Source organism: Paenibacillus sp. FSL H8-0048, from assembly GCF_038002825.1.
Taxonomy (GTDB): Bacteria; Bacillota; Bacilli; order Paenibacillales; family Paenibacillaceae; genus Paenibacillus_AQ.
The window spans coordinates 2684998-2706662 of the sequence record NZ_JBBODF010000001.1 but is presented as its reverse complement, the minus strand read 5'-3'; the positions used below and the strand labels follow the sequence as shown (position 1 = coordinate 2706662).

The window sequence follows — 21665 nt, the reverse complement described above, 5'->3', positions numbered from 1 at the left end:
GAGAAACCCTATGAGTATACTGTCAGAAAATAAAGTGATTATGCACGGTGCCGCAAACGATAAATACGAAGCCATCAAGATGGCGGGCAAGCTGCTGGTCGATGCAGGGCATGTAACGGAGGAATATGTTCCCAAGATGCTGGAACGCGAGGAAGTGGTGTCCACGTATATGGGCGGCGGATTGGCTATTCCGCATGGTACTAAGGAAGCGCGGCCTTATATTAAGTCCACTGGTTTGTCTATCATCCGCTTCCCGGACGGGGTGGATTTCGGCGGGGATGAGCCGGCGTTTGTTGTCATCGGCATTGCTGCCGCAGGCGACGGGCATATGGAGGTTCTGACGAACGTGGCGATGATATTCACCGAGGATGATGCCATTGACCGCGTCATGAACGCTCCTACGGCTGCTGATGTTATTGCAATCTTTGAAGGAGGACTGGAGTAATGAAGGCGGTCCATTTCGGCGCGGGCAATATCGGCAGGGGCTTCATCGGGCTGCTGTTGTCGCAGGCGGGCTATGAAGTGACTTTTGTGGATGTGAATGAGGCCTTTGTCACCCAGCTCAAGGAACGCGGCGAGTATCCGGTCACGCTGGCCAGCGGCGGTCAGGAAACGGTCGTCGTGAAGAATGTAACGGCTCTTAGCAGTGTAACGCATGCGGATGAAGTAGCGGCCGCCATTGCTGAAGCGGATCTGGTGACAACTGCGGTTGGTGTGTCCATTCTGAAGCATATCGCGGGTGTACTGGCTGATGGCATCAGCAGAAGAGCAGCTGTCTCCTCCGCACCGCTGCATGTAATCGCCTGCGAGAATGCGATTGGCGGCAGTGCACAGCTCAAGGAGCTGGTGTACGCGAAGCTGGATGAAGAGACCCGTGCGAAGGCTGAATCTTCGGTTGCTTTTCCGAACGCGGCAGTGGACCGGATCGTTCCGCTCCAGCAGCATGAGGATATTCTGAAGGTGGTTGTTGAGCCGTTCTATGAATGGGTGGTGGACGCCTCGCAGATGATCCCGGGCTATACGCCGGTTGAAGGGGTGCATTATGTAGAGAATCTGGAGCCGTATATTGAACGCAAGCTCTTTACTGTGAACACGGGCCACTGCTCTGCGGCGTACCTTGGCTTCCTGCAGGGCTACGAGACCATTCAGCAGGCTATGGCGGATGAGGCGTTAACGGCGAAGGTACGTGAGGTGCTGGAGGAGACCGGCGCGTTGCTGGTCCAGAAGCATGGCTTCGATGCAGCGGAGCACAGCCGGTATATCGATAAAATCCTGGAACGCTTCCGCAATCCGGCGTTGACCGATGAGGTGTCCCGAGTAGGCCGCTCGCCGCTGCGCAAGCTGTCGCCGAATGACCGTCTGGTATCCCCTGCAACGCAGGCGTATGACAGAGGGCTGAGCTACACGGCGCTGACGCGTTCCATGGCCGGTGCGCTGCTGTTCAAGGCGGGGGATGACCCCGAAGCGCTAGAGCTGCAAGCTGCAATCGCGGAGCTTGGAGCAGAAGCAGCGTTGACGAAGTATACGGGGCTTGCTGCGGATCACCCTATTCATCAGTCTGCGATGGAGCAATATGCGATTTTGAGCTAAGAACATATAAATACAGCCGCAGGGAAAGCCTATAAGCTTATCCCTGCGGCTATTTGTGTTAGAAAGATACGACTTTATATGTTTTGTGGGGAGGTTGGTTAGCTGTTCTCCAGAATCGTCTGCAGTGTCGTGCGGTCCAGTCCCTGCACCAGCTTAATCAGCAGCTCTTTGGCTGCCGCATAATCATCACTGTGGATGATCGAGGTGGCCGTGTGGATGTAACGGGAGCAGATCCCGATTACCGCTGAAGGAATGCCGATGCCGCTGAGATGCACCTGACCCGCATCCGTTCCTCCCTGGGAGACGAAATACTGGTACTTGATCTTATGAGTGTCGGCTGTATCCTGCACATATTCAACCAGCCCCCGGTGGGTAATCATCGTCGGGTCAAAAATACGCAGCAGCGCACCCTGTCCCAGATGGCCGAAGGCCTGGCGGTCGCCGGTCATATCGGCAGCGGCGCTGGCGTCCAGCCCGAAGAAAATATCCGGGGCCAGCAGATTGGCAGCCGTCCGGGCACCGCGCAGCCCAACCTCTTCCTGAACGGTAGCCCCGCAGTAGAGCGTATTCGGCAAGGCTTGTCCGTGCAGTTCCTTCATTAATTCAATAGCCAGTCCGACACCGTAGCGGTTGTCCCAGGCCTTGGCCATAATCTTCTTCGGATTGGCCAGCGGCGTGAACGGGCAGACCGGAACGACCTGCTGTCCCGGAGCTACTCCGAAGCTCTGTGCTTCCTCGCGGCTGTCTGCACCGATATCAATGTACATCTTGCTGATCTCCCCGGCCTTGCCGCGTTCATCCGCGCTTAGCAGGTGGATGGGTGTACTGCCGACCACGCCGTTCAGCGTACCCTTCGGCGTAATGATCTGCAGCCGCTGTGAGGCCACGGCCGAAGCCAGCCATCCGCCCAGCGGTGTGAAGCGGATCATCCCGTTGTCTGTAATGCCGGTCACCATGAAGCCTACCTCATCGAAATGGCCGGCCACCATAATCTTGGGACCGTTAGCTTCACCGCGCATAACGCCGAACAGGCTGCCCAGCCGGTCCTGCACGAATTCATCCGTATAAGGCGTCATAGCCTCCTTGACATAAGCGCGCAGCTCGCGCTCGAAGCCGGAGGCTGAGGGAAATTCTGTTAAGGTTTTGAACAATTCAAGGGTGTCTGTATTCATACATATATCGCTCCTTTATGACATCTACATAAGCTGAACTTAAGAATAATGGCCGGCTGATTGACGAAACCTTTGTATATTCAAGGATTTCGTCAATCAGCAAGTCAGATTCTTAAGTTCACTCTTTTAGTATGAACATTCTTACGCCGCTTGTCCATGCCGGGAGGGCAAATGAACACAAGGGCTCCCTGTGCGAATACTATACGGTAAGGGCTCTGCAGGCAGGAGCCGGAGAAAGGAAGCGAGGAGAATGTGGCTCTCGGGGAGCGTAGCCCAGGCAGGCAGCCGGAGCGGATTCCGCAAAGTGCCGGTCCGCCGGCAAAGCTTGCCCAGGCGTTACCGCCGCCGGTACGGGCGGGAGAATGAGGCGGTACTGATCCTGGTGCTGTTTTTGCTGCTGATTGTTGTGCTGTTTTATTTTTCCTGAGCAGGAGGGACATAACGGGGCCGCCTGAAGTGAATAATAAGGAAAACTTAATTCCGCATAACACGAAGGGACGGGACTGCTGCTTACCCGCTGCCCGTTCCCTTTCGTATCCAACAGTTCAGGGGGTGTCTGCATTGCCGGCAAAAACAAAAAAGTCAGGCGTCAAGCTGAACCTTGACGGTCTGACCCCGAAGGCCTATCAGGAATTGGCCAAGCCTTACGTGCCTTCTCGTCCTGTATTCAAAAATTGTATGCGCGCCTTCCTCTCCGGGGGACTCATCTGTGTGCTGGGACAAGGCATCCAGGAAGCATTCATGGCGATATTCGATATGACCTCCAGAGAGGCGGCAAGCCCGACCGTAGCCATTCTGATTCTGCTCTCCGTCATACTGACCAGCTTCGGGGTATATGACAAGCTCGCCCAATGGTGCGGTGCAGGCACAGCAGTGCCGGTCACAGGATTCGCCAACAGCATGTGCTCTGCGGCACTGGAGCACCGGGCGGAAGGGCTGGTGCTGGGCGTGGGCGGGAACATGTTCAAACTGGCCGGGTCGGTTATTGTGTTCGGCGTCGTTGCTGCTTTTATCGTGGGTGTAGTGTATGCCGTTATGGGCTGGGGAGGTGCGCATTAAACGATGAAGCAGCTCGGCAAACAGACCTGGGAATTTACGAACCGTCCGGTGATCCTCGGAACCTCTGCTGTAGTGGGACCCGAAGAGGGGGAAGGGCCGCTGGCCTCAAGCTTTGACTTCGTCTATGATTCGCTGGAGATGGGCGAGAAGACATGGGAGAAGGCAGAACGCGCCCTGTTCGAAAAAGCCGCCAAGCTTGCCCTCATGAATGCGAATCTGGAGCAGGAGAAGCTGGAGTTCTTCGTCGGCGGGGATCTGATGAATCAGATCATCAGCAGCTCCTTCGCCGCGCGCAAGCTCGGCGTGCCTTACCTCGGGGTGTTCGGTGCCTGCTCCACCTCGATGGAGAGCCTTGCCATCGCCTCGATGATCGTGGATTCCGGCGGCGGCAAATACGCGCTGGCCGGTACATCCAGCCACAACTGTACGGTTGAGAAACAGTTCCGCTACCCGACAGAGTACGGCTCGCAGAAGCCGCCCACCGCCCAGTACACCGTAACAGGCTCCGGCTGCGCAGTGGTAGGGGTGAACGACGGGACGGTTCAAGGGCCGCATGTAGTGTATGCAACACTTGGTCGCATCATGGATCTGGGGCTGAAGGATCCGTTCAACATGGGAACCGCTATGGCCCCGGCAGCCGCCGATACGATTACGGCGCATTTCCGCGATACAGGGCTGACACCCGGGCATTATGATCTGATTGTTACGGGCGATCTGGCTTCCGTCGGCTTGCCGATTGCCAAGGATCTGTTGGCTAAGGAAGGCATCCCGATGGAGGAGACGGTGTTCAATGATTGCGGGCTGATGATGTATGACCTGGACAAGCAGAAATACGTCATTGCCGGGGGCAGCGGCGCGGGCTGCTCGGCTACAGTGACTTACGGGCATATTATGAAGCGTATGAAGAAGGGTGAACTGAAGCGTGTATTGATTGTAGCGACCGGAGCGCTTCTGTCGCCGCTGTCATATCAACAAGGGGAGAGTATTCCGTGCGTAGCCCATGCGGTAGCCCTGGAGAGCGGAGGTGAGGGAGCATGATTTATTTATGGGCTTTTCTGGTCGGGGGTGCGATATGCGTGATCGGCCAGCTGATGTTCGATGTGCTGAAGCTGACTCCGGCCCATACCATGAGTACGCTGGTGGTGCTTGGTGCGGCTGCCGACGCTTTTGGTATCTACGATCCGCTGGTGAAATTCGCCGGAGCCGGGGCCAGCGTGCCCATTACCAGCTTCGGGAATTCGCTGGTCCACGGCGCGCTGACTGAGCTGGAGCGCGATGGCTGGGTCGGTGTCGTCACCGGGATCTTCGATGTGACCAGCGCCGGGATTTCCTCGGCGATTGTCTTCTCTTTCCTGGCGGCGCTGGTCGTCCGCCCGAAGGGGTAACTGACGGTAAATGGAATGTATATAGATATGTTAATTCCGGGATCGCCTATGGCGGTCCCTTTTTAATTAAAGGAGGCTTACTCCGCCTGATGACGGGTTTCTTTTGGACAACTCTGGCATGCCGCTCTACAATTTCACTTGGCCTAACATGTACTTTCGGTACTCCTATCATGTAAAATGTATATATTACTGCTTATTCTGATATAGGAGGGTTTAACATACATGCCCGTACGTCAAGAATCTACGCAAATAATGAACGCTGTCCGCACTAATCTGGAATCCTGTATTCTTGGTAAAAGCTTTGAAATAGAACTGCTGCTGACTGCCCTGTTAGCAGGCGGACATGTCCTGATTGAGGATGTTCCGGGGACTGGCAAAACCCAGCTTATCCGCGCACTCTCCCGGTCGATGTCCGGCGAATACCGGCGTATCCAGTGTAACCCGGATATTCTGCCGAGTGATATTACCGGCGTATCTGTCTATCATCCGCGCGATGAGATGTTCCACTTCCGTCCGGGCCCGGTGATGACCAATATTCTGCTGGCCGATGAGATCAACCGGGCGACCACCAAGACCCAGTCCGCACTGCTTGAGGTCATGGAGGAACGCAATGTTACGGTCGATGGAGAGACCTATCCCCTTCCGCATCCGTTCATGCTCTGCGCGACCCAGAATCCGATAGATTTCGAGGGAACCTATACCCTCCCCGAAGCTCAGCTCGACCGCTTCATGCTGCGGATCAGCCTGGGCTACCCGGATGCCGACACCGAGAAGAACCTGCTGCGTACCCATCAGCAGGGCCAGCCGGTGGACAGGCTGGCTCCGGTAACCAGCATGGAGACGATCGCCGCCATTCAGGAGGAGATCCGCGATGTATTCATCAGCGAGCCGGTGCTGAACTACCTGCTGGATGTGGTCCGCCAGACGCGGGTGCACCCGCTGGTGCTGCTGGGCGCAAGCCCCCGGGCATCGTTATCGTTCATGATGGCCTGCAAGGCCTACGCTTTTCTCCAGGAACGGGACTATGTGCTGCCTGATGATGTGAAGACCCTGACCCCGTATACACTGGGACACCGTATCCTGCTGCGGCCGGAATCACGCCTGGACAACGTCAGCATGGACTCCCTGCTGCACAAGCTGCTTCAGAGCATTAACGTGCCTGTAACCATGAGGCAATAAGATGAGGGCCTTACTTACGCGGGCTGCCGCTGCGATTGAGCTGAGGAAGTTCACGGGCGTTCTGGCGATTTGGGTCATCACACTCTTCTACGTGCTGTTTCAGGGCGGCAAAACCTCGTTCATGCTGTTCATCATGGTCTCTGTACTCATTCTGTATCTGTTCATTGGCGGCCTTGAAGGGGTCCGGCGGGCCAGAGGCACACGCAGCTTTTATTCCGAACAGGATAAGCCGGACCTGCTCTATGCCGGGGGCTTTCTCAAGGTGAAGCTGGAAGTGACCATTCCGGGATTTCTGCCCTTGCCCTACGTGATCGTAAGGGAAATTCTGAAGCGCCATAACGGAGAGTCCTGGGTGTTCGAGGAGAGCCTGATTCCGAACATGGGCGGACGGGGCGAGCTGCTGTTCCAGACACCGCTGCTGGAGCGGGGCCGTTATACTTTTGAGAATACGGATATTCTCAGCGAGGACATCTTCGGTCTGATGGAGCACAAGGGAACCTTCAAGGCAGAAGGCCAGTTCCGGGTCATGCCCCGGGCCGTCGTAGTGCCGCGCTGGCAGCTGTACGAGCGCAAGGCGCGCCTGTCGGGGCCGCAGGTATCGCTGCTGCAGTCCAGGCGCGAGACCACGCAGATCAACGGTGTCCGTGATTATGTCTACGGCGACCGGCTGACACGCATTCACTGGAATGCAACGGCGAAGACCGGTGAGTGGAAGTCTAAGGAATTCGAGCATGAATCCGTTCCCAGAACCATTCTGGTGCTGGACGGCACCTCCAGCGGCTATTACAACTCCGCACAATTCGAGCTGGCGGTCTCGGTCACGGCTTCTCTTCTCGGCTTCGGCATCCGGGAGCGGATCGGCATCGGCCTGTGCTGTCTGGATAAGCATAATAAGGTGTTCAGTCCGGCGGAAGGCAATGCCGAGCGGCAAAAGATGATTCAGTATTTAATTGACATCAATGCGGAAGGCAAGGGGCCGCTGATTAACAGGCTGGAGAGTGTCCAGCGGCTGTTCCCCAAGGGGTCGTATTTCGTACTGATCAGTCCGCAGAGCGGCAGAGTGGTGCTGGATACGCTGCGCTGGGCGGAGAACCGGGGGATGACGCCTTCCCATATTCATGTTCTTCATCCTTCCGGGAAATACCGGGCCGGTGAGTGGCAGAATATCCTGCACTCGCATGGCGTTACCGGACATAGCATCAGCACACTTCAGGAGCTTCCTGCGGTACTTGGAGGTGATTCGGTCCGATGAAGAACTGGTTCCAGTCGATACGTTCCTCATGGCATCACGGGCTGACGCTGCTATGGCTGAGCATTATCGCTATGCAGTGGGTGTCCTATACGGTGCCCTTCTGGCTGCAGGAGACCACCGTTTCTGTGGCGTTAACCCTGCTGGCCGTTACAGCTATTGAAATTATTTTTCCGTTCAAAAGAGTGTACCGCATAGTGCTGGAAGGCGCGGCAGTGGTATTTATTGTATACAACGTGATTATCAGTTGCGGCATCTACATTCCTGATCCTCTGCTGCCGGCATTTCTTGACCGGCTGCCGGGGATAGCGGTATCGATGAATCCGTACATCTGGTTTGCGCTGGGGGCTTGGGCGCTGCTGCTTGTGTCCGCCTGGTGGGTGAACGGCAAGGCGAGAATTCTGATGTTCGTCGCAGCGAATATCACGGCCTTCGCCGCGCTGGATTCGTTCACGGTAGCGGTCATGTGGCAGGAGGTAGCCTGGACGGTCTTTGCCGGTATGGGCTGGCTGGTCACGCGGCATCTGAGGAATTTCCAGCTGCACTATCCGCGAGGCTGGACCTATATGCTGAGATACCCGATGAAGGTTGCCTTGAATATAGCGATTATATTCTCACTGGTCATCCTTGTCGGTGTGAACATGCCGGGTGTGCGTCCCACCTTGACTGATCCTTATACCGCCTGGCAAAAGTGGAACGGTAACTCTGTCTCGTCCAGACCCTCCTCCGGGGGCGGGGACGCCGGAAGCGGCGGGTCAGCGGCGAACGGGACGACATCGGGCTACAGCCTGAACGATGACAATCTGGGCGGGGGCTTCAACTTCGATTATTCGCCGGTCATGCAAGTGACCTCCGATCTGCGCACCTATATGCGCGGAGAAATCCGCAGCGTGTATTCGGGCAAAGGCTGGACAGATGATGATACCTCCGGCCGGGGACAGCATAACGAGGTACAGGTGGGTGAGCCGCTAGAGCGCGCAGCCGCCTCTAAGACAGAGACCCGTACACTCAAGCAGACCGTCAAGCTGCTCGGAGGGAACAGCTATCCGGTTCTGTTCGGCGGCTATTCGATCTCGGGGGTAGACTCGGTGGATGGTCAGGAACAAAGCAGCGGCTTATCCTGGCGGAGTAACGACAGTGAGCTGCTGTGGAATCCCGGAGGTAAAACGAGAGCGTACCCGCAGACCTATGTGATAACCTCGGAGGTGCCGGTGGTTCCCCTTAAGGAACTGAGCATGCAGACCTTTGAGCAGCTCTACAGCAACAAGAATATCGATCCGCAATATCTCCAGCTCCCGGATAACTATCCTGAGCGGGTGAGCGCGCTGGCCAAGGAGATTACGGCGAGAGCGCAGACGCCATACGAGAAGACGATTCTGCTGCAGCAATATCTGCAAGCTTCCTTCCCTTACACGAATCAGCCGGATACCTCACGGGCCAGAAGCAAGGACATGGTCGAGAGCTTCCTGTTTGAGATTAAGGAAGGATACTGCGATTACTATTCCACGGCGCTTGTTACTATGGCAAGATCACTGGATATACCGGCCCGATGGGTGAAGGGATATGCTCCAGGAGAGCAGGCCGAGATTCCGGATAGCGTAATGCTTCAGCAGGGTGCTGCCGGTTATGTGAATAATAACTATACGATTACTAATGCGGACGCCCACTCCTGGGCCGAGATTTATTTCGGCGATTACGGATGGGTGCCTGTAGAGGCAACGCCTGGCTTCGATGTCCCGGTGCTCACGCAGAGTGAGCAGGATATTCCTGACCAGCCTGAAGTGCAGGAAGAGGAGCCGGAAGAGTCTCAGCCGGCGGCATCGGGCCAGACGGACAAGTCTGCCGGATTCCATCCCGGCACCTGGGCTGTGACCGGAGCAGCCGCTGTACTCCTGCTCTGGACCCTATTCCTGATCTGGCAGCGCCGGCTCAGCCTGCGCTTCCTGATTACACGCATGCGTCTGGGTGCTCAGCCGACTCCGGCGCAAAAAGTTATCGCAGAAACGGAGCGCTGGGTAAGGTATATGCGCAGGAAGGGTATGCTGAAGAAAGAGCATGAGACCCTGCGCGAATCCGTGGCACGGTGGAGCGCGGAACGTCCGCAAGCAGCGGGCAGTCTGCCTGCACTGCTGAAGATGTTCGAGCGGGCGAATTACAGCCCTGAGGTTATTGAAGACAAAGACTGGCACAGCGTGTATACTGAAGCTTTGCGGCTGCGAAAAAGCATGAAGTCCGGCAAGTAATGCCCCATGGTAATGAAATGCTGCCGGACCCTGGAATTTGAGCAGTCCTATAGTGCCGGGTTACAAGTTTCCTGTATGAAAATGAGGTGAAGGAATTGTTCGAAAGATTAGTCCCCAAGCTCCGCGTAAACACGGTGTTTGATATCGCTCTGGAAGAGCTGTACCGCCAAGGCTATCGGGGAATTATTACGGATCTGGATAATACGCTGGTCGGCGCCAAGGCGCCGCTGGCTACTCCTGAGCTGCTGCTCTGGTTCGCCAAGGTGAAGGAACTGGGCTTCAAGCTTGTGATTGTATCCAACAACAATATGGACCGGGTGTCGCGTTTTGCCACCCCGCTGAATATTGAATTTGTACATCAGGCCAAGAAGCCCAGCAATTCCCCGTTCCTGCGGGCCATGAAGCTGATGGGGCTGGGACCGGAGCAGACGATTGTAGTTGGCGACCAAATGCTTACCGATGTATACGGCGGCAACCGGCTGGGTCTGTTCACGGTACTCGTGCTGCCCATCTCCGTCAAGGATGAAGGAATAGGAACAAGAATTAACCGCAGAGTGGAGCAGATTGCCTTGACCCGTCTGCGGAAGCAAGGATTGTGGCAAGAGGAGGATAAATCTTAATGAATGCAATGAACGATGAAAAGATCCGGCCTGAGAAATGCAGCGGCTGCGGCATTAAGCTCCAGAGTGTGGACAAGGAGCTTCCCGGCTATATCCCGGAGGTCGCCTTCGAGCGGGAGCCTGTCATTTGCCAGCGCTGCTTCCGGATTAAGAATTACAATGAAGCCTCTTCCGTATCGGTGAATCAGGATGAATTCCTGAAGCTGTTAAGCGGAGTAGGGGAGAAAAATGCACTGGTGATCCACATCGTGGATCTGTTCGATTTCGAGGGCAGTCTGATTTCCGGGCTGCAGCGGTTCGTCGGCAATAATCAGGTCATCCTGGCGGTGAACAAGATCGATCTGCTGCCGAAGGTAACCAACTGGAACCGGCTGCGCAACTGGATGCAGCAGCGCTGCAAGGAAGAGGGACTGCGCACGGCGGAGATTGTCCTGGTCAGCGCGAAGCGCAATCAGGGCTTCGACCGTCTGCTGGAGGCCGTTACCGAGCTGCGCGGCCAGCGTGATGTATATGTCGTCGGGGCTACCAATGTAGGCAAGTCCACCTTGATTAACCGGCTGATCTCCGATTACAGTGACCTGGAAGAGGAGCTGACGACCTCCCGTTATCCGGGCACCACCCTCGATATGGTGAAAATCCCGCTGGATGACGGCCATTCCATCATTGATACGCCTGGGATCGTATACCCTTGGCGCTACAGTGAACTTGTCGAGCGCAAGGATCTTGGTGCAGTGATGCCCGAGAATCCGCTCAAGCCTGCGGTCTATCAGCTGAATGAAGGCCAGTCGCTGTTCTTCGGCGGATTGGGACGCTTCGACTTCATTCAGGGGGAACGCCAGTCCTTCACCTGCTTCATCAGCGGCACCCTGAAGATTCACCGTACGAAGCTGGAGCGTGCAGATTCCCTGTACCAAGACCACCGGGGCGAGCTGCTGTCTCCGCCGGGAACTGCCGACATGGACAAGCTGCCGCAGTGGCAGCGGCATGAATTCCGTATCGCTAGGAATAGTGAGACCGACCTGTTCATCTCCGGCCTGGGCTGGATCAAGGTGAACGGTACAGCCGGAGCGGTAGTAGCTATTCATGTGCCGCGCGGCGTCAAGGTGCTAACCCGTCCGTCGCTGATCTAATTATACAGGAGGAAGGCGGCATGACTGAGACAGGCAGGAACACACAGAGTCACGGGGAGCTTCTGCTGGGTGTGATGGGCGACCCGATTGCCCAGTCCAAATCCCCGCTGATGCACGGGGCGGCGCTCCAGGCACTCGGTCTCTCCGGGGCTTACGTGCCGCTGCACATCACGCCGGACAAGCTGGGCGATGCGGTGCAGGCGATAAGGACGCTTGGCTTCCGGGGAGTGAATGTAACGATTCCCCACAAGGTTGCTGTGATGGAGTATCTGGACCGGCTGGATTCAAGTGCGGTGGATGTCGGTGCAGTCAATACCATCGTCAATGACAATGGGATACTGACCGGCTTCAATACGGATGGGATCGGATATGTCCGCTCGCTTAAGACAGAGGCTGCGCCGGATCTCACCGGTACCCGTATTCTGGTGATTGGAGCCGGCGGTGCGGCCAGAGGGATTGTCTCGGCGCTGTTGAAGGAGCAGGCGGCTTCGGTCCTGATTGTGAACCGTAATGAGGAACGGGCCCGTCAGCTGGCAGATAGCTTCAGCAGCCGGGGCAGCTTATGCGGAGCAGGGATGGATGCCGTTCCCGGCGTGCTTGGCAGCATGGATATTGTAATTAATACGACATCCGTAGGGATGTACCCGCATATGGAAGACATGCCGATCGATCCATCCGGGCTGCATGAAGGGATGATCGTCAGCGATCTGATCTATAATCCGCTGCATACCCGGCTGCTTACAGAGAGTCTGAAGCGCGGCTGCACCGTGCACGGCGGGCTGGGCATGTTCGTCTACCAGGGAGCTTATGCCCTGGAGTATTGGACGGGGCTTGTGGCGCCCGCCGCAATTATGCGGCAGACTATTGCGGATTGCCTCGGCCAGGTGCCGGGCAAATGATTTTCACTGAACAGGGTAATAATATATAATTAAGGAGTTTTCACATTTATGTTAACAGGCAAACAAAAACGTTATCTGCGCTCTTTGGCTCATCATCTGGATGCTGTATTTCAGGTCGGTAAAGGCGGCGTAAACGATCATCTGATCCGTCACATTGAAGAAGCTATTGAGAAACGCGAGCTGATGAAGATCAGTGTATTAAATAACAACGCTGATGATCCCAAGGAAATTGGTGCCGCGCTTGCCGAGCAGTCCGGTTCGGAGCTTGTTCAGGTGATCGGCAAGACTATCGTTCTGTACAAGGAATCACGCGACAACAAAACGATTGAGCTCCCTTAGATAGGAGGTTGACCTCTTGAGAGTAGGCATAATGGGAGGGACCTTCGATCCTCTGCATATCGGCCATATGATGGCTGCTGAGACGGCGCGCGAGAGCTACGCTCTGCAGGAGGTCTGGTTCATGCCTTCGCATATCCCGCCTCATAAGCATGAGGCCGGGGCCACCGGTGAACAGCGGCTGGCTATGGTGGAGGGAGCGGTGAAGAATCACCCTTCCTTTGGCATTCTTGACTGGGAAATCGTGCGGGGCGGAGTATCCTATACGCTGGAGACTGTAATCAGCCTGCAGGAGGAATATCCGCAGCATGAGTTCTTTTTCATCGTGGGTGCGGATATGGTTCAGTATCTGCCCAAGTGGCAGGGGATCGAAGAGCTGGTGAAGCGGTTGACCTTCATCGGTGTTGGTCGTCCGGGCACTCCGCTGGATCTGGGACTGCTGCCGGAGTTCATTGCGGATAGAGTGCTGCTGGCGGATATGCCGCTGGTCGATCTCTCCTCCACCATGCTCAGAGCCCGGGCCGCCGAGGGAAAGTCGATCCGCTATATGGTTCCGGATGCTGTATATGAATATGTTCAAAGGAGTGGATTGTATGGAGTACAGCCGTGAAGCGCTGATTGAGGCGGTATCCGGCCAGATGCCGGACAAACGCTGGAAGCATACACTCGGGGTGATGGAGTCTGCTGTGAAGCTGGCGCAGCGTTATGGCGCTGACCCGCAGCGGGCCGAGACCGCAGCCATCCTGCATGATGTGGCCAAGTATTGGCCGGTAGAACGGATGCGGGAGATCATTGAACAGAACGGATTATCCGCCGAGCTTTTGAAATATGACAAGCAGCTATGGCATGCTGAGGTGGGTGCTTATACCGCCAAACATGATTATGGTATTCAGGATTCGGAGGTGCTGGACGCGATCCGTTACCACACCTCGGGACGGGAGAACATGGGCCTGCTGGAGCGGATCGTCTGTCTGGCTGATTATATTGAGCCGGGTCGGGACTTCCCTGGTGTGGAGGAGATCCGCAGGCTGGCAAAGGTCAGTCTGGAGCAAGGGCTGATTGCCGGGCTGGATTCCACAATTCGCGTGCTGCTGGAGAAGCGCAGGGTCGTATTTCCGCTTACGGTGCTGGCGCGCAACGATTTAGTTAGAACATTGGAGGAAAAAAAATGAGTGTACAATCAAACAAGCTGTTTGAGCTGGCGTTACACGCCGTTCAGGATAAAAAAGCAATGAATGTGGTGGCTCTTGATTTGCGCAGTGTGTCGCCGATCAGCGATTATTTCATCATCTGCCACGGTAATTCCGATACCCAGGTTCAGGCGATTGCCACTGAGGTGCGCAAGGTAGTTCATGAAGCTGGCGGAATGATCAAAGGCATTGAGGGGATGGATGCGGCGCGCTGGGTACTGATGGACCTTGGCGACGTGATTGTCCATGTCTTCCACCGCGATGAACGTGAATATTACAATATTGAGCGTCTGTGGTCGGATGCCAAGGTCGTGGAGACGGTATGAGTCTGATTGCAGGAACTACGGTTACGCTTGAAGTGATGCGGGAGGTCTCCCCTTACGGATACTTCCTGAGCGCAGGCGACCAGGATATCATGCTTCATTACACCGAGCTTGTGGGCAGCAAGCCGAAGATCGGAGATAAGGTTGAGGTGTTCCTTTTCTTCGATACCGAGGACCGTCCTGCAGCTACGATGAAGAAGCCTTATCTGACGCTTGGCGAGATGGCGCTGCTGGAGGTGGCGGATATTCATCCGCGGCTGGGCTGCTTCCTGGAAATGGGGCTTGGACGGCAGCTGCTGCTGCCGCTCAGCGAGCTTCCTGAGCTGGTGGAGCTGCGTCCGCAGATTGGCGACAAGGTCTTCGCAATTATGGAGCATGACAAGCAGGGACGTCTCCGTGCCAAACTGGCCGGAGAGCAGGAGCTTGCGCCGCTGGCCTTGCCTGCACCGGAATCCTGGCAGGGGCAGAGTGTCACCGCCCGGGTGTACAAGCCTCTGCAGATGGGGACCTTCGTGCTTATAGACGCTGGTGTTCTTGGCTTCGGCATCATCGGGATGGTCCACTCCTCTGAACGCACCCGTTTGCTGCGTCTGGGCGAAGTGATTGAAGCTCGCGTGGCGCATATCCGTGAGGATGGCCGCGTCAACCTTAGCATGGGCCACCGCAAGGAAGTGGGGCGTGATGTGGATTCGGCGGCTCTGCTTGATTTCCTGGCTTCCCGTCCGGGCGGCGGAATGCCGTATTCGGATGCTACGCCTCCCGATATTATCAAGCAGCGCTTCGGCATCAGCAAATCAGCGTTCAAGCGTGCGCTTGGCAAGCTGATGAAGGAAGGGCTGGTTGTCCAGAAGGAGAACTGGACCTATCTGGCTGCCCGCGAAGAGGAGCAGGCCGGACCGGACAGCGATTCCGACAACCAATAGTATAGAGAAAGCGGTGTACGCAGTGTCTTCCTATGGCAAATTTGCTTATGTATACGATGCGCTTATGGCGGATATGCCTTATCCGGATTGGCTGGCCTTTGCCGAGACGGCATGGGGCAAATACGGCAAGCCGCGCACGGTAGCCGAACTCGGCTGCGGTACCGGCAGCCTGACGATTCCGCTGGCGGCGGCCGGTTATCACATGACGGGGATTGATCTCTCTTCGGACATGCTGTCCGTTGCCCGGCGGAAGCTGGAGCAGCAGCCGCAGGGACGGCGCTTTTTGCGGGAGGGCAGTGTCCAGTGGGTTCAGCAGAACATGAAGGAATGGGAGCTGCCGGAGCCGGTGGACGCCGTCATCTCCTTCTGTGACTGTCTGAATTATGTGCTGGAGGAGCAGGACATCCGGTCTGTGTTCTCCAGTACATATGACGGACTGAAGCCGGGCGGGACCTTCTTGTTCGATGTGCATCATCCGAACACGCTGATCCGTTATGAGGAAGAGCAGCCTTTTGTGCTGGATGAGCCGGACATCTCCTACATCTGGACCTGTGAGCTGGACGTCCCCCGCCGGGAGATTGAGCATCACCTGTCCATCTTCGCCTGCGAGGAGGGCCGCTCAGACACGTACCGCCGCTTCGAAGAGACCCATACCCAGCGTGCCTATGACCCGGAGTGGATGAAGCAGGAGCTGCTTGCGGCCGGATTCAGCGAGGTGTCGGTGTATGCGGACTTCGAGTGGGTGGCGGCGGATGATTCCGCGCAGCGGCTGTTCTATGTGGCTGTGAAATGAGGCTGCGAAATGAAGCTGCGAAAGAAACCTTGAAGCGTAATCGTCTCTGCGGAGAACATTTGGACTTCCGGCCGCTGTTGTCTGCAGATTTCTTGATTTAATACCGCTGCTCGCGGTAGAAATCCGCAGACAAAGGCGGACGCTCCCGCTCCTACAGTTCCAAATTTCCCCTCCGTTCCTTTTTGCTTCTTCTTGTTAAATTCTTTAGAGCTTCATATATGGTTGAGGTTGTATGGGAGGTCCTTACCTGAATTGGGTAAGGGCCTTCTTTGATCTTGATATGGACCAAATGTATGTGGAAAACAGCATACAATCGGCGTGACTGGTACATAGACCAACTGTGTGCGAAAAACCGAATGCTAGCTTCTGCCCCTCATTCCCGCCGACAGCCCACTTTCAGCGAATTCAGGGGCACTTCTGCCCCTCACTCCCGCCGTTAGCCTATTTTCAGCGAATTAAGGTGCAACGAGCTGGGCACGAGGTGTATAGCGGCTCCTTCCCGCACAACACAGCAAACCAGACCCTATCCGATGGATAGGGTCTGGTCATCTTCCAAGTAGGCTTACCGGTGTTCGAACAAATCGATGGTGCCGAGTACAATATGCGCCAGACCAAATCCAAGAATGCCGGTTGCCGCGATCTTATATCTGCTTCCCAGAAAAGCTGCACTCGAAGCAGTAACTACGGTCCCCAGTACGGCTGGTATTAACCCTTCACGCATTCGAAACACTCCCTCACGGTAGTTTGAAAGACATTCGTTAGTGTGGGTTAAGGCCGGGACAATTATACTTCGAGTTTATACCAGCGGCGGCAGGGAGCGGCTGTCTGTTATAAACGATCAATCTGCCACTCCCGCTGTAGTCGCCTGGCCGGAAGGGTCTTCGACCTCATGCACATTGTAGAGCACACGCGCCAGCAGATCCTGGCTGTAATTGCCGAAATGCTTGCCGTAGATGGTCAAGCCGCGCTTGTTGACCGGCTTGTCGGTGACGGCAATACGGAAGGTCAGCTCGCTCTTGTAATCCAGCTTAATGTCATCCAAGGTGATGTCAGAGATGCGGCAGCCGTCAATGAAGCTGCCCTCCTGATTAATGCGGATCAGCTTCAGCATGCCATACTGGTTGAGATGGGGAGGCCACCAGTCCGGGTTGAAGGTGCCGCGCATGTCGCCGAAGTCCCCGGGGCTGGTCCAGAAGCCGATCTCGATGCCGTTCACATAGAAGTACAGATCCGAGGGGTAATTGTCGTTGAACCCGGGAGCCTCGGAGCCAATCTCCATGGAGAACTGGATTTCCCGGAAGGTCTGGTTGGCTTTGAGATAGTTAGGGATGCGGTACTCCAGGAAGCCTTCGGCCATCCAGATGATCTCGGAATCGATCCGTTGGGGATCGGCGAAGTAACGCGGCTCATCGAAGTCCCCAATGATGCTGTCCTTGGTGGCCAGACCGCAGGTCGGAACGGCCTGATAATTACTGTAATGGCCCACCTGAATCTCGACCTCGTACAGATTATCCACATCCTTGCTCCGCAGATCCACCATCAGCTTATCCTTATTCAGGTAGCAGACCTTCTGAATTCCGTGCTTGCCTACGGCAGTATTAATCTCAATTAAGCCGCTCTCCTCCAGCTTCTTGATATGCATTGTAATCGCCCCGTTGCTGAGATTCAGCTTCTTGGCAATTTCATTGAGATTCAGGGCCTGATTGGTCGCCAGCAGCTCCAGAATCTGGATGCGGATTTCCGAGCTGAGCGCCTTGAAGATATCAATCCCGCTCATCAGATCTTTAATATAAATCATATTTAGGGTACCTTCTTCCACTAAGGTCATGAGAATCGAAACTATTTTATAAAATTATAAACTAACCCGCCCTAAAAGGAAAGTATTCTGCCTTTATTTGTAGATAACGATTAAATTTAAGCTAAAAGTAAAAATTAAAGCCTATTTATTTTATATAAATGTGAACACTCAATGCGCTGTTAAGTCAATATTGAATGATTTTTTTCAGTAAAAGGACAATAAGCAACGTTTAGTTTGAGTTTATTTAAAAAGATTTATACTTTTATATTTACACTCCGCTTTATATATGCTATTTTATACCTGTAAGCGAATACATTCAATTGTTTCTCAATTATTTAATTAAAGTATGAAGCATATGCATCACACGGTAGCTTGAACTACCAGAGCCGGTGAGGTTCCTAGTTCTTCTATATAGATTGTATCAATCGAGTTGCTCAGCAAATCCTAGGAGGGGTTACAGTGTTAAAGAAAAAGGGCTGGTTCACACTGCTGTCGTTGGTTCTGATGGTATCGGTTGTACTTACAGGCTGCGGCGGGAAGAACAATGCATCATCCGGGGGCAATAGCGGAAGCGAAGCTACGGCGAATGCCGGCAGCAAGGATTCCAAGGAAACCAAGAATCTTACCTTCATGTTCCGTGGGGGAACCGATGAGCAGAAGGCTTATGAAGGTGTTGTGAAAAAATATGAAGCCGATCATCCGAACGTCAAGGTTAAGATCGTTGTGACTGCGGCAGATCAATATGCGACTAAGCTGAAAGCCTCTATTACCGGGAACAGCGTGCCGGACGTATTCTATTTTGAATCCGGTGACCTGAAGGCTTATGTGAACAGCGGCGTGCTGCTGGACCTGACCAGCTATGTGGAGAAGAACCCTAACATTGATTTGAATAACATCTGGAAATATGGCGTGGATCTGTACCGTTACGACGGCAGCATGGCCGGGCAAGGGAATCTCTACGGGATGCCTAAGGACGTAGGCCCTTTTGCACTCGGCTATAACAAGACCATGTTCGAAGCTGCGGGTATCCCGCTGCCGGACAAAGACAAACCTTACACCTGGGATGAATTCATCAAAGTCGCTCAGCAGCTGACGATTGACAAGGACGGAGACGGCAAGCTGGATCAATTCGGTGCGGGCTTCAACGTGCAATGGGCCTTGCCTTCCTTCGTCTGGAGCAACGGGGCGGACTGGCTGGATGCTACCAAGACCAAGGTTACCATTGATGATCCCAAGTTTATCGAAGCCCTGCAATTCTTCGCCGACATGCAGCTGAAATACGGCATTACTCCATCTACGGAGCAGGCTCAGACACTCGATACCTACCAGCGCTGGATGAAAGGTGAAATGGCCTTTTTCCCGGTAGGTCCGTGGGATATGAGCACTTACGAGAAGCTGCCCTTCGATTATGACCTGATTCCTTATCCTGCCGGCTCCACAGGCAAATCCGCAACATGGACCGGCTCACTCGGTATCGGTGCTTCCGCCAAAACCAAGCATCCCGATGAAGCCGTGGATCTGATCAACTATCTGACGGCCTCCAAGGAGGGAATGGAAGCGCTGGTGAAGGCTAAGGTGCAAATCCCGAACCTGATGGATATGGCTAAGGAATGGGCCGCTGATACTACGACCAAACCGGCGAACAAGGAAGAATTCCTCCAGGTTGTGAATGAATACGGACGGGTGCTGCCTGGCCACTACACGTACAATGCTGAATGGTATAACCTGTTCTACACGGACATCCAGCCGGTGCTTGACGGTAAGGTTACCCCGGAGGAATATGTGAAGGCGGAACAGCCGAAGATGCAAAAGCTGCTGGATAAAGCGGTCGAGCAAGAGGCGAAATCCAAGAAATAAGGGGTATAAACCGTTCTTATCTAGCATACAAAGTGATGCTCGGTCTCCTGTAACAGCGGGCCGGCATCACTTTATTCTGAGATAAACTTGTATATATTTTGGGAACCCCGCAAAGTATCTGGGGGAAAGTTATGGACTATCCGAATTTGAGGTGATTCTAATGAACGCTAAGTCCAATTTGTACCGCAAGGAGAAAATCTACGGATTTCTGTTTATCCTGCCTCCGCTGCTGGGACTGCTGATATTTACGCTCTACCCGATGATTTATTCAATCTATGGCTCATTCACGGATTGGGATGGGCTCGGCCAGATGAACTTCATCGGCCTAGGCAACTTCAAGGATCTGTGGTCGGATGAGCTGTTCCATAAGGCCTTATTCAATACCTTGTTCATGATGCTTGGCATTCCGATCGGCATTACGCTGGCGCTGCTGCTGGCACTTGGGCTGAACCGGGGGGTGCCCGGGACTACAGCATTCCGGGTCATCTATTATGTTCCGGTTATTTCTTCTCTGGCCGCAGTATCGATCATGTGGAACTGGGCCTATAACGGTGATTATGGTCTCGTCAACCAGTTCCTCGATCTCTTCGGAATCAGCGGGCCGAACTGGATGGCGAATAAATATACGGTCAAGCCGGCGCTGATCATTATGGCAGTATGGAAGGGCCTCGGTTATACGATGCTGCTCTATCTGGCGGCGCTGCAGAGTGTCTCCAGATCTTATTATGAAGCGGCGGAGCTGGACGGGGCGAATGGCTTCAAGTCCTTCTGGCATATCACCTGGCCGATGGTGCGCCCGGTAACGTTTTTCATCATCGTGACCAATATTATTGGAGGATCGCAAATTTTTACCGAGATGAACATTATGACCCCTACAGGCGGGCCTGAATATGCTTCAGCCTCCGTGGTGTTCTACATTTGGCAAAAAGCCTTCGGCAACTTCCAGATGGGCTATGCCTCTGCTATGGCAGTATTCCTCGGCGTGTTCATATTTGTTGTGACTCTTATCCAATTCCGAATGAACGAGAAGCAATCGTTCGATGTCGATTAACCGAAGAGGGAGGAGACCATAAATATGACGAGCAGAAGAAGAGTTACCCATAGCATTATTTTTGTTCTACTTTTAATCGGCGCGGTGTTCATGATCGGCCCGCTGCTCTGGATGCTGTCCACCTCGTTCAAGGATAAGCAGGATGTGTTCGCTCTGCCTCCGGTGTGGATTCCGCGGCCGTTCCATTTCGATAAATACAGTGAGATCTGGGAGGCGGGCCCGCTGCTGAGCGGGATCAAGAACAGCTTGATTATCGCCGTCACGGTAACGATCGTTGGTACGTTCACCTCCAGTCTTGCGGCGTTTTCCTTTGCTAAATTGCGGTTTCCGGGTAAAAATAAAATATTCCTGCTGATGCTCTCATCCCTGATGATTCCGTATCCGGCAGTCATGATTCCGCAGTTCTTCATGTTCTCGAAGCTGGGCTGGATTGACACACTGCTGCCGCTGATTGTGCCGGGCTTATTCGGTAATATCGTGATGATCTTCTTCCTGCGGCAGTATCTCAGCAGTGTGCCGAATGCGATTATCGAAGCGGCCAAAATCGACGGAAGCTCGTACTTCCGTCTGTACAGCTCCATCACTTTTCCGCTGATCAAGCCGGCAGTGGCGGCACAGCTGATCCTGTGGTTCATGGGCATCTGGAACGACTACCTGTCTCCGATCATCTATCTGAATTCACCGGAGAAGCAGACACTTCAGCTGGTCATCGCCAACTTCAATGCGACCTATGCAATCCAAACGGACTATCCGCTGATTATGGCGGCTTCGATTATTGCCCTGCTGCCGATGCTGATTATTTTCCTTGTTTTCCAAAAGCAAATTATTGAATCTGTTGCCATTTCCGGAGTGAAGGGCTGACACAGAC

At 54.5% G+C, this 21665-nt stretch carries 24 protein-coding genes; 21 read left to right on the top strand and 3 right to left on the bottom strand.

Annotated features, from left to right (window positions below):
• Window positions 1-10: 10 nt before the first annotated feature.
• Both NSU18_RS11585 and NSU18_RS11580 read left to right on the top strand, forming a co-directional pair.
• Entirely contained in the window at window positions 11-445 is a 435-nt protein-coding gene (locus NSU18_RS11585; RefSeq protein WP_341019648.1) for a PTS sugar transporter subunit IIA, read from the top strand.
• Window positions 445-1590, top strand: a complete 1146-nt coding sequence (locus NSU18_RS11580; RefSeq protein ID WP_341149071.1) for a mannitol-1-phosphate 5-dehydrogenase — start codon at window positions 445-447, stop codon at window positions 1588-1590. The genes NSU18_RS11585 and NSU18_RS11580 overlap by 1 nt, the downstream gene beginning before the upstream one ends.
• A gap of 98 nt (window positions 1591-1688) precedes the next feature.
• On the opposite strand, the gene NSU18_RS11575 is transcribed toward NSU18_RS11580, so the two are convergent.
• Window positions 1689-2762 (bottom strand): M42 family metallopeptidase, encoded by a 1074-nt coding sequence (locus NSU18_RS11575; protein ID WP_341019652.1) that lies wholly within the window; start codon window positions 2760-2762, stop codon window positions 1689-1691.
• Between the two features lie 250 nt (window positions 2763-3012).
• On the opposite strand from NSU18_RS11575, the gene NSU18_RS11570 reads away from it, so the two are divergent.
• From NSU18_RS11570 to NSU18_RS11495, 16 genes are all read left to right on the top strand, one after another.
• A complete protein-coding gene (locus NSU18_RS11570; protein WP_341149070.1) occupies window positions 3013-3189 on the top strand; it encodes a hypothetical protein in 177 nt (58 codons plus the stop codon).
• A 134-nt stretch (window positions 3190-3323) separates the two neighbouring features.
• Entirely contained in the window at window positions 3324-3821 is a 498-nt protein-coding gene (spoVAC, locus tag NSU18_RS11565) for a stage V sporulation protein AC (RefSeq protein ID WP_341019656.1), read from the top strand.
• A 3-nt stretch (window positions 3822-3824) separates the two neighbouring features.
• Window positions 3825-4859: a stage V sporulation protein AD gene (spoVAD, locus tag NSU18_RS11560; protein WP_341019658.1), complete on the top strand. Its 1035-nt coding sequence runs from the start codon at window positions 3825-3827 to the stop codon at window positions 4857-4859.
• Window positions 4856-5206: a stage V sporulation protein AE gene (gene spoVAE, locus NSU18_RS11555; RefSeq protein WP_036697920.1), complete on the top strand. Its 351-nt coding sequence runs from the start codon at window positions 4856-4858 to the stop codon at window positions 5204-5206. Before spoVAD ends, spoVAE begins: the two co-directional genes overlap by 4 nt.
• A gap of 222 nt (window positions 5207-5428) precedes the next feature.
• On the top strand, window positions 5429-6385 hold the full coding sequence (locus NSU18_RS11550) for an AAA family ATPase (protein ID WP_341149069.1): 957 nt from the start codon (window positions 5429-5431) through the stop codon (window positions 6383-6385).
• A 1-nt stretch (window position 6386) separates the two neighbouring features.
• Complete coding sequence (locus tag NSU18_RS11545; protein WP_341019660.1) at window positions 6387-7637, top strand: DUF58 domain-containing protein; 1251 nt, start codon at window positions 6387-6389, stop codon at window positions 7635-7637.
• Window positions 7634-9877, top strand: a complete 2244-nt coding sequence (locus tag NSU18_RS11540) for a DUF4129 domain-containing transglutaminase family protein (protein WP_341149068.1) — start codon at window positions 7634-7636, stop codon at window positions 9875-9877. The genes NSU18_RS11545 and NSU18_RS11540 overlap by 4 nt, the downstream gene beginning before the upstream one ends.
• Window positions 9878-9972: 95 nt before the next feature.
• Window positions 9973-10497, top strand: coding sequence for a YqeG family HAD IIIA-type phosphatase (locus NSU18_RS11535; RefSeq protein ID WP_341149067.1), 525 nt, complete (start codon window positions 9973-9975; stop codon window positions 10495-10497).
• Between the two features lie 8 nt (window positions 10498-10505).
• Window positions 10506-11627, top strand: a complete 1122-nt coding sequence (gene yqeH / locus NSU18_RS11530) for a ribosome biogenesis GTPase YqeH (protein WP_445321855.1) — start codon at window positions 10506-10508, stop codon at window positions 11625-11627.
• A gap of 20 nt (window positions 11628-11647) precedes the next feature.
• Window positions 11648-12526 carry a shikimate dehydrogenase gene (gene aroE / locus NSU18_RS11525; RefSeq protein ID WP_341019665.1) on the top strand — a complete coding sequence of 293 codons (879 nt, stop codon included), beginning with the start codon at window positions 11648-11650 and terminating at the stop codon, window positions 12524-12526.
• Window positions 12527-12574: 48 nt separating this feature from the next.
• Window positions 12575-12865, top strand: coding sequence for a ribosome assembly RNA-binding protein YhbY (gene yhbY / locus NSU18_RS11520; protein ID WP_341019666.1), 291 nt, complete (start codon window positions 12575-12577; stop codon window positions 12863-12865).
• 16 nt (window positions 12866-12881) lie between these two features.
• On the top strand, window positions 12882-13472 hold the full coding sequence (locus NSU18_RS11515) for a nicotinate-nucleotide adenylyltransferase (protein ID WP_341149065.1): 591 nt from the start codon (window positions 12882-12884) through the stop codon (window positions 13470-13472).
• Window positions 13456-14034 (top strand): bis(5'-nucleosyl)-tetraphosphatase (symmetrical) YqeK, encoded by a 579-nt coding sequence (gene yqeK / locus NSU18_RS11510; protein WP_341019669.1) that lies wholly within the window; start codon window positions 13456-13458, stop codon window positions 14032-14034. Before NSU18_RS11515 ends, yqeK begins: the two co-directional genes overlap by 17 nt.
• On the top strand, window positions 14031-14378 hold the full coding sequence (gene rsfS, locus NSU18_RS11505; RefSeq protein WP_036725699.1) for a ribosome silencing factor: 348 nt from the start codon (window positions 14031-14033) through the stop codon (window positions 14376-14378). Before yqeK ends, rsfS begins: the two co-directional genes overlap by 4 nt.
• Window positions 14375-15298, top strand: a complete 924-nt coding sequence (locus tag NSU18_RS11500) for a CvfB family protein (RefSeq protein ID WP_341019671.1) — start codon at window positions 14375-14377, stop codon at window positions 15296-15298. The genes rsfS and NSU18_RS11500 overlap by 4 nt, the downstream gene beginning before the upstream one ends.
• Before the next feature lie 22 nt (window positions 15299-15320).
• Window positions 15321-16091, top strand: coding sequence for a class I SAM-dependent DNA methyltransferase (locus tag NSU18_RS11495; RefSeq protein WP_341023154.1), 771 nt, complete (start codon window positions 15321-15323; stop codon window positions 16089-16091).
• A 562-nt stretch (window positions 16092-16653) separates the two neighbouring features.
• On the opposite strand, the gene NSU18_RS11490 is transcribed toward NSU18_RS11495, so the two are convergent.
• Together NSU18_RS11490 and NSU18_RS11485 are read right to left on the bottom strand one after the other, a co-directional pair.
• Complete coding sequence (locus NSU18_RS11490; protein WP_036697952.1) at window positions 16654-16812, bottom strand: hypothetical protein; 159 nt, start codon at window positions 16810-16812, stop codon at window positions 16654-16656.
• A 117-nt stretch (window positions 16813-16929) separates the two neighbouring features.
• The gene (locus NSU18_RS11485; protein WP_341019673.1) at window positions 16930-17889 is read right to left on the bottom strand and encodes an ArsR/SmtB family transcription factor; all 960 of its coding nucleotides are present in this window, start codon (window positions 17887-17889) and stop codon (window positions 16930-16932) included.
• Window positions 17890-18348: 459 nt separating this feature from the next.
• Here NSU18_RS11485 and NSU18_RS11480 point away from each other — a divergent pair, with 459 nt between their 5' ends.
• From NSU18_RS11480 to NSU18_RS11470, 3 genes are all read left to right on the top strand, one after another.
• Window positions 18349-19746, top strand: coding sequence for an ABC transporter substrate-binding protein (locus tag NSU18_RS11480; protein WP_341149064.1), 1398 nt, complete (start codon window positions 18349-18351; stop codon window positions 19744-19746).
• Window positions 19747-19906: 160 nt separating this feature from the next.
• Window positions 19907-20797, top strand: coding sequence for a carbohydrate ABC transporter permease (locus NSU18_RS11475; protein WP_341019676.1), 891 nt, complete (start codon window positions 19907-19909; stop codon window positions 20795-20797).
• A gap of 24 nt (window positions 20798-20821) precedes the next feature.
• Complete coding sequence (locus NSU18_RS11470) at window positions 20822-21658, top strand: carbohydrate ABC transporter permease (RefSeq protein WP_076155496.1); 837 nt, start codon at window positions 20822-20824, stop codon at window positions 21656-21658.
• Window positions 21659-21665 lie beyond the last annotated feature (7 nt).

Coding starts and splice junctions, on each gene's coding strand:
- NSU18_RS11585 (WP_341019648.1), top strand. CDS start 11: ATGAGTATACTGTCAGAAAATAAAGTGATTATGCACGGTGCCGCAAAC.
- NSU18_RS11580 (WP_341149071.1), top strand. CDS start 445: ATGAAGGCGGTCCATTTCGGCGCGGGCAATATCGGCAGGGGCTTCATC.
- NSU18_RS11575 (WP_341019652.1), bottom strand. CDS start 2,762: ATGAATACAGACACCCTTGAATTGTTCAAAACCTTAACAGAATTTCCC.
- NSU18_RS11570 (WP_341149070.1), top strand. CDS start 3,013: ATGTGGCTCTCGGGGAGCGTAGCCCAGGCAGGCAGCCGGAGCGGATTC.
- spoVAD (WP_341019658.1), top strand. CDS start 3,825: ATGAAGCAGCTCGGCAAACAGACCTGGGAATTTACGAACCGTCCGGTG.
- spoVAE (WP_036697920.1), top strand. CDS start 4,856: ATGATTTATTTATGGGCTTTTCTGGTCGGGGGTGCGATATGCGTGATC.
- NSU18_RS11550 (WP_341149069.1), top strand. CDS start 5,429: ATGCCCGTACGTCAAGAATCTACGCAAATAATGAACGCTGTCCGCACT.
- NSU18_RS11545 (WP_341019660.1), top strand. CDS start 6,387: ATGAGGGCCTTACTTACGCGGGCTGCCGCTGCGATTGAGCTGAGGAAG.
- NSU18_RS11540 (WP_341149068.1), top strand. CDS start 7,634: ATGAAGAACTGGTTCCAGTCGATACGTTCCTCATGGCATCACGGGCTG.
- yqeH (WP_445321855.1), top strand. CDS start 10,506: ATGAACGATGAAAAGATCCGGCCTGAGAAATGCAGCGGCTGCGGCATT.
- aroE (WP_341019665.1), top strand. CDS start 11,648: ATGACTGAGACAGGCAGGAACACACAGAGTCACGGGGAGCTTCTGCTG.
- yhbY (WP_341019666.1), top strand. CDS start 12,575: ATGTTAACAGGCAAACAAAAACGTTATCTGCGCTCTTTGGCTCATCAT.
- yqeK (WP_341019669.1), top strand. CDS start 13,456: ATGGAGTACAGCCGTGAAGCGCTGATTGAGGCGGTATCCGGCCAGATG.
- rsfS (WP_036725699.1), top strand. CDS start 14,031: ATGAGTGTACAATCAAACAAGCTGTTTGAGCTGGCGTTACACGCCGTT.
- NSU18_RS11500 (WP_341019671.1), top strand. CDS start 14,375: ATGAGTCTGATTGCAGGAACTACGGTTACGCTTGAAGTGATGCGGGAG.
- NSU18_RS11490 (WP_036697952.1), bottom strand. CDS start 16,812: ATGCGTGAAGGGTTAATACCAGCCGTACTGGGGACCGTAGTTACTGCT.
- NSU18_RS11485 (WP_341019673.1), bottom strand. CDS start 17,889: ATGATTTATATTAAAGATCTGATGAGCGGGATTGATATCTTCAAGGCG.
- NSU18_RS11475 (WP_341019676.1), top strand. CDS start 19,907: ATGAACGCTAAGTCCAATTTGTACCGCAAGGAGAAAATCTACGGATTT.
- NSU18_RS11470 (WP_076155496.1), top strand. CDS start 20,822: ATGACGAGCAGAAGAAGAGTTACCCATAGCATTATTTTTGTTCTACTT.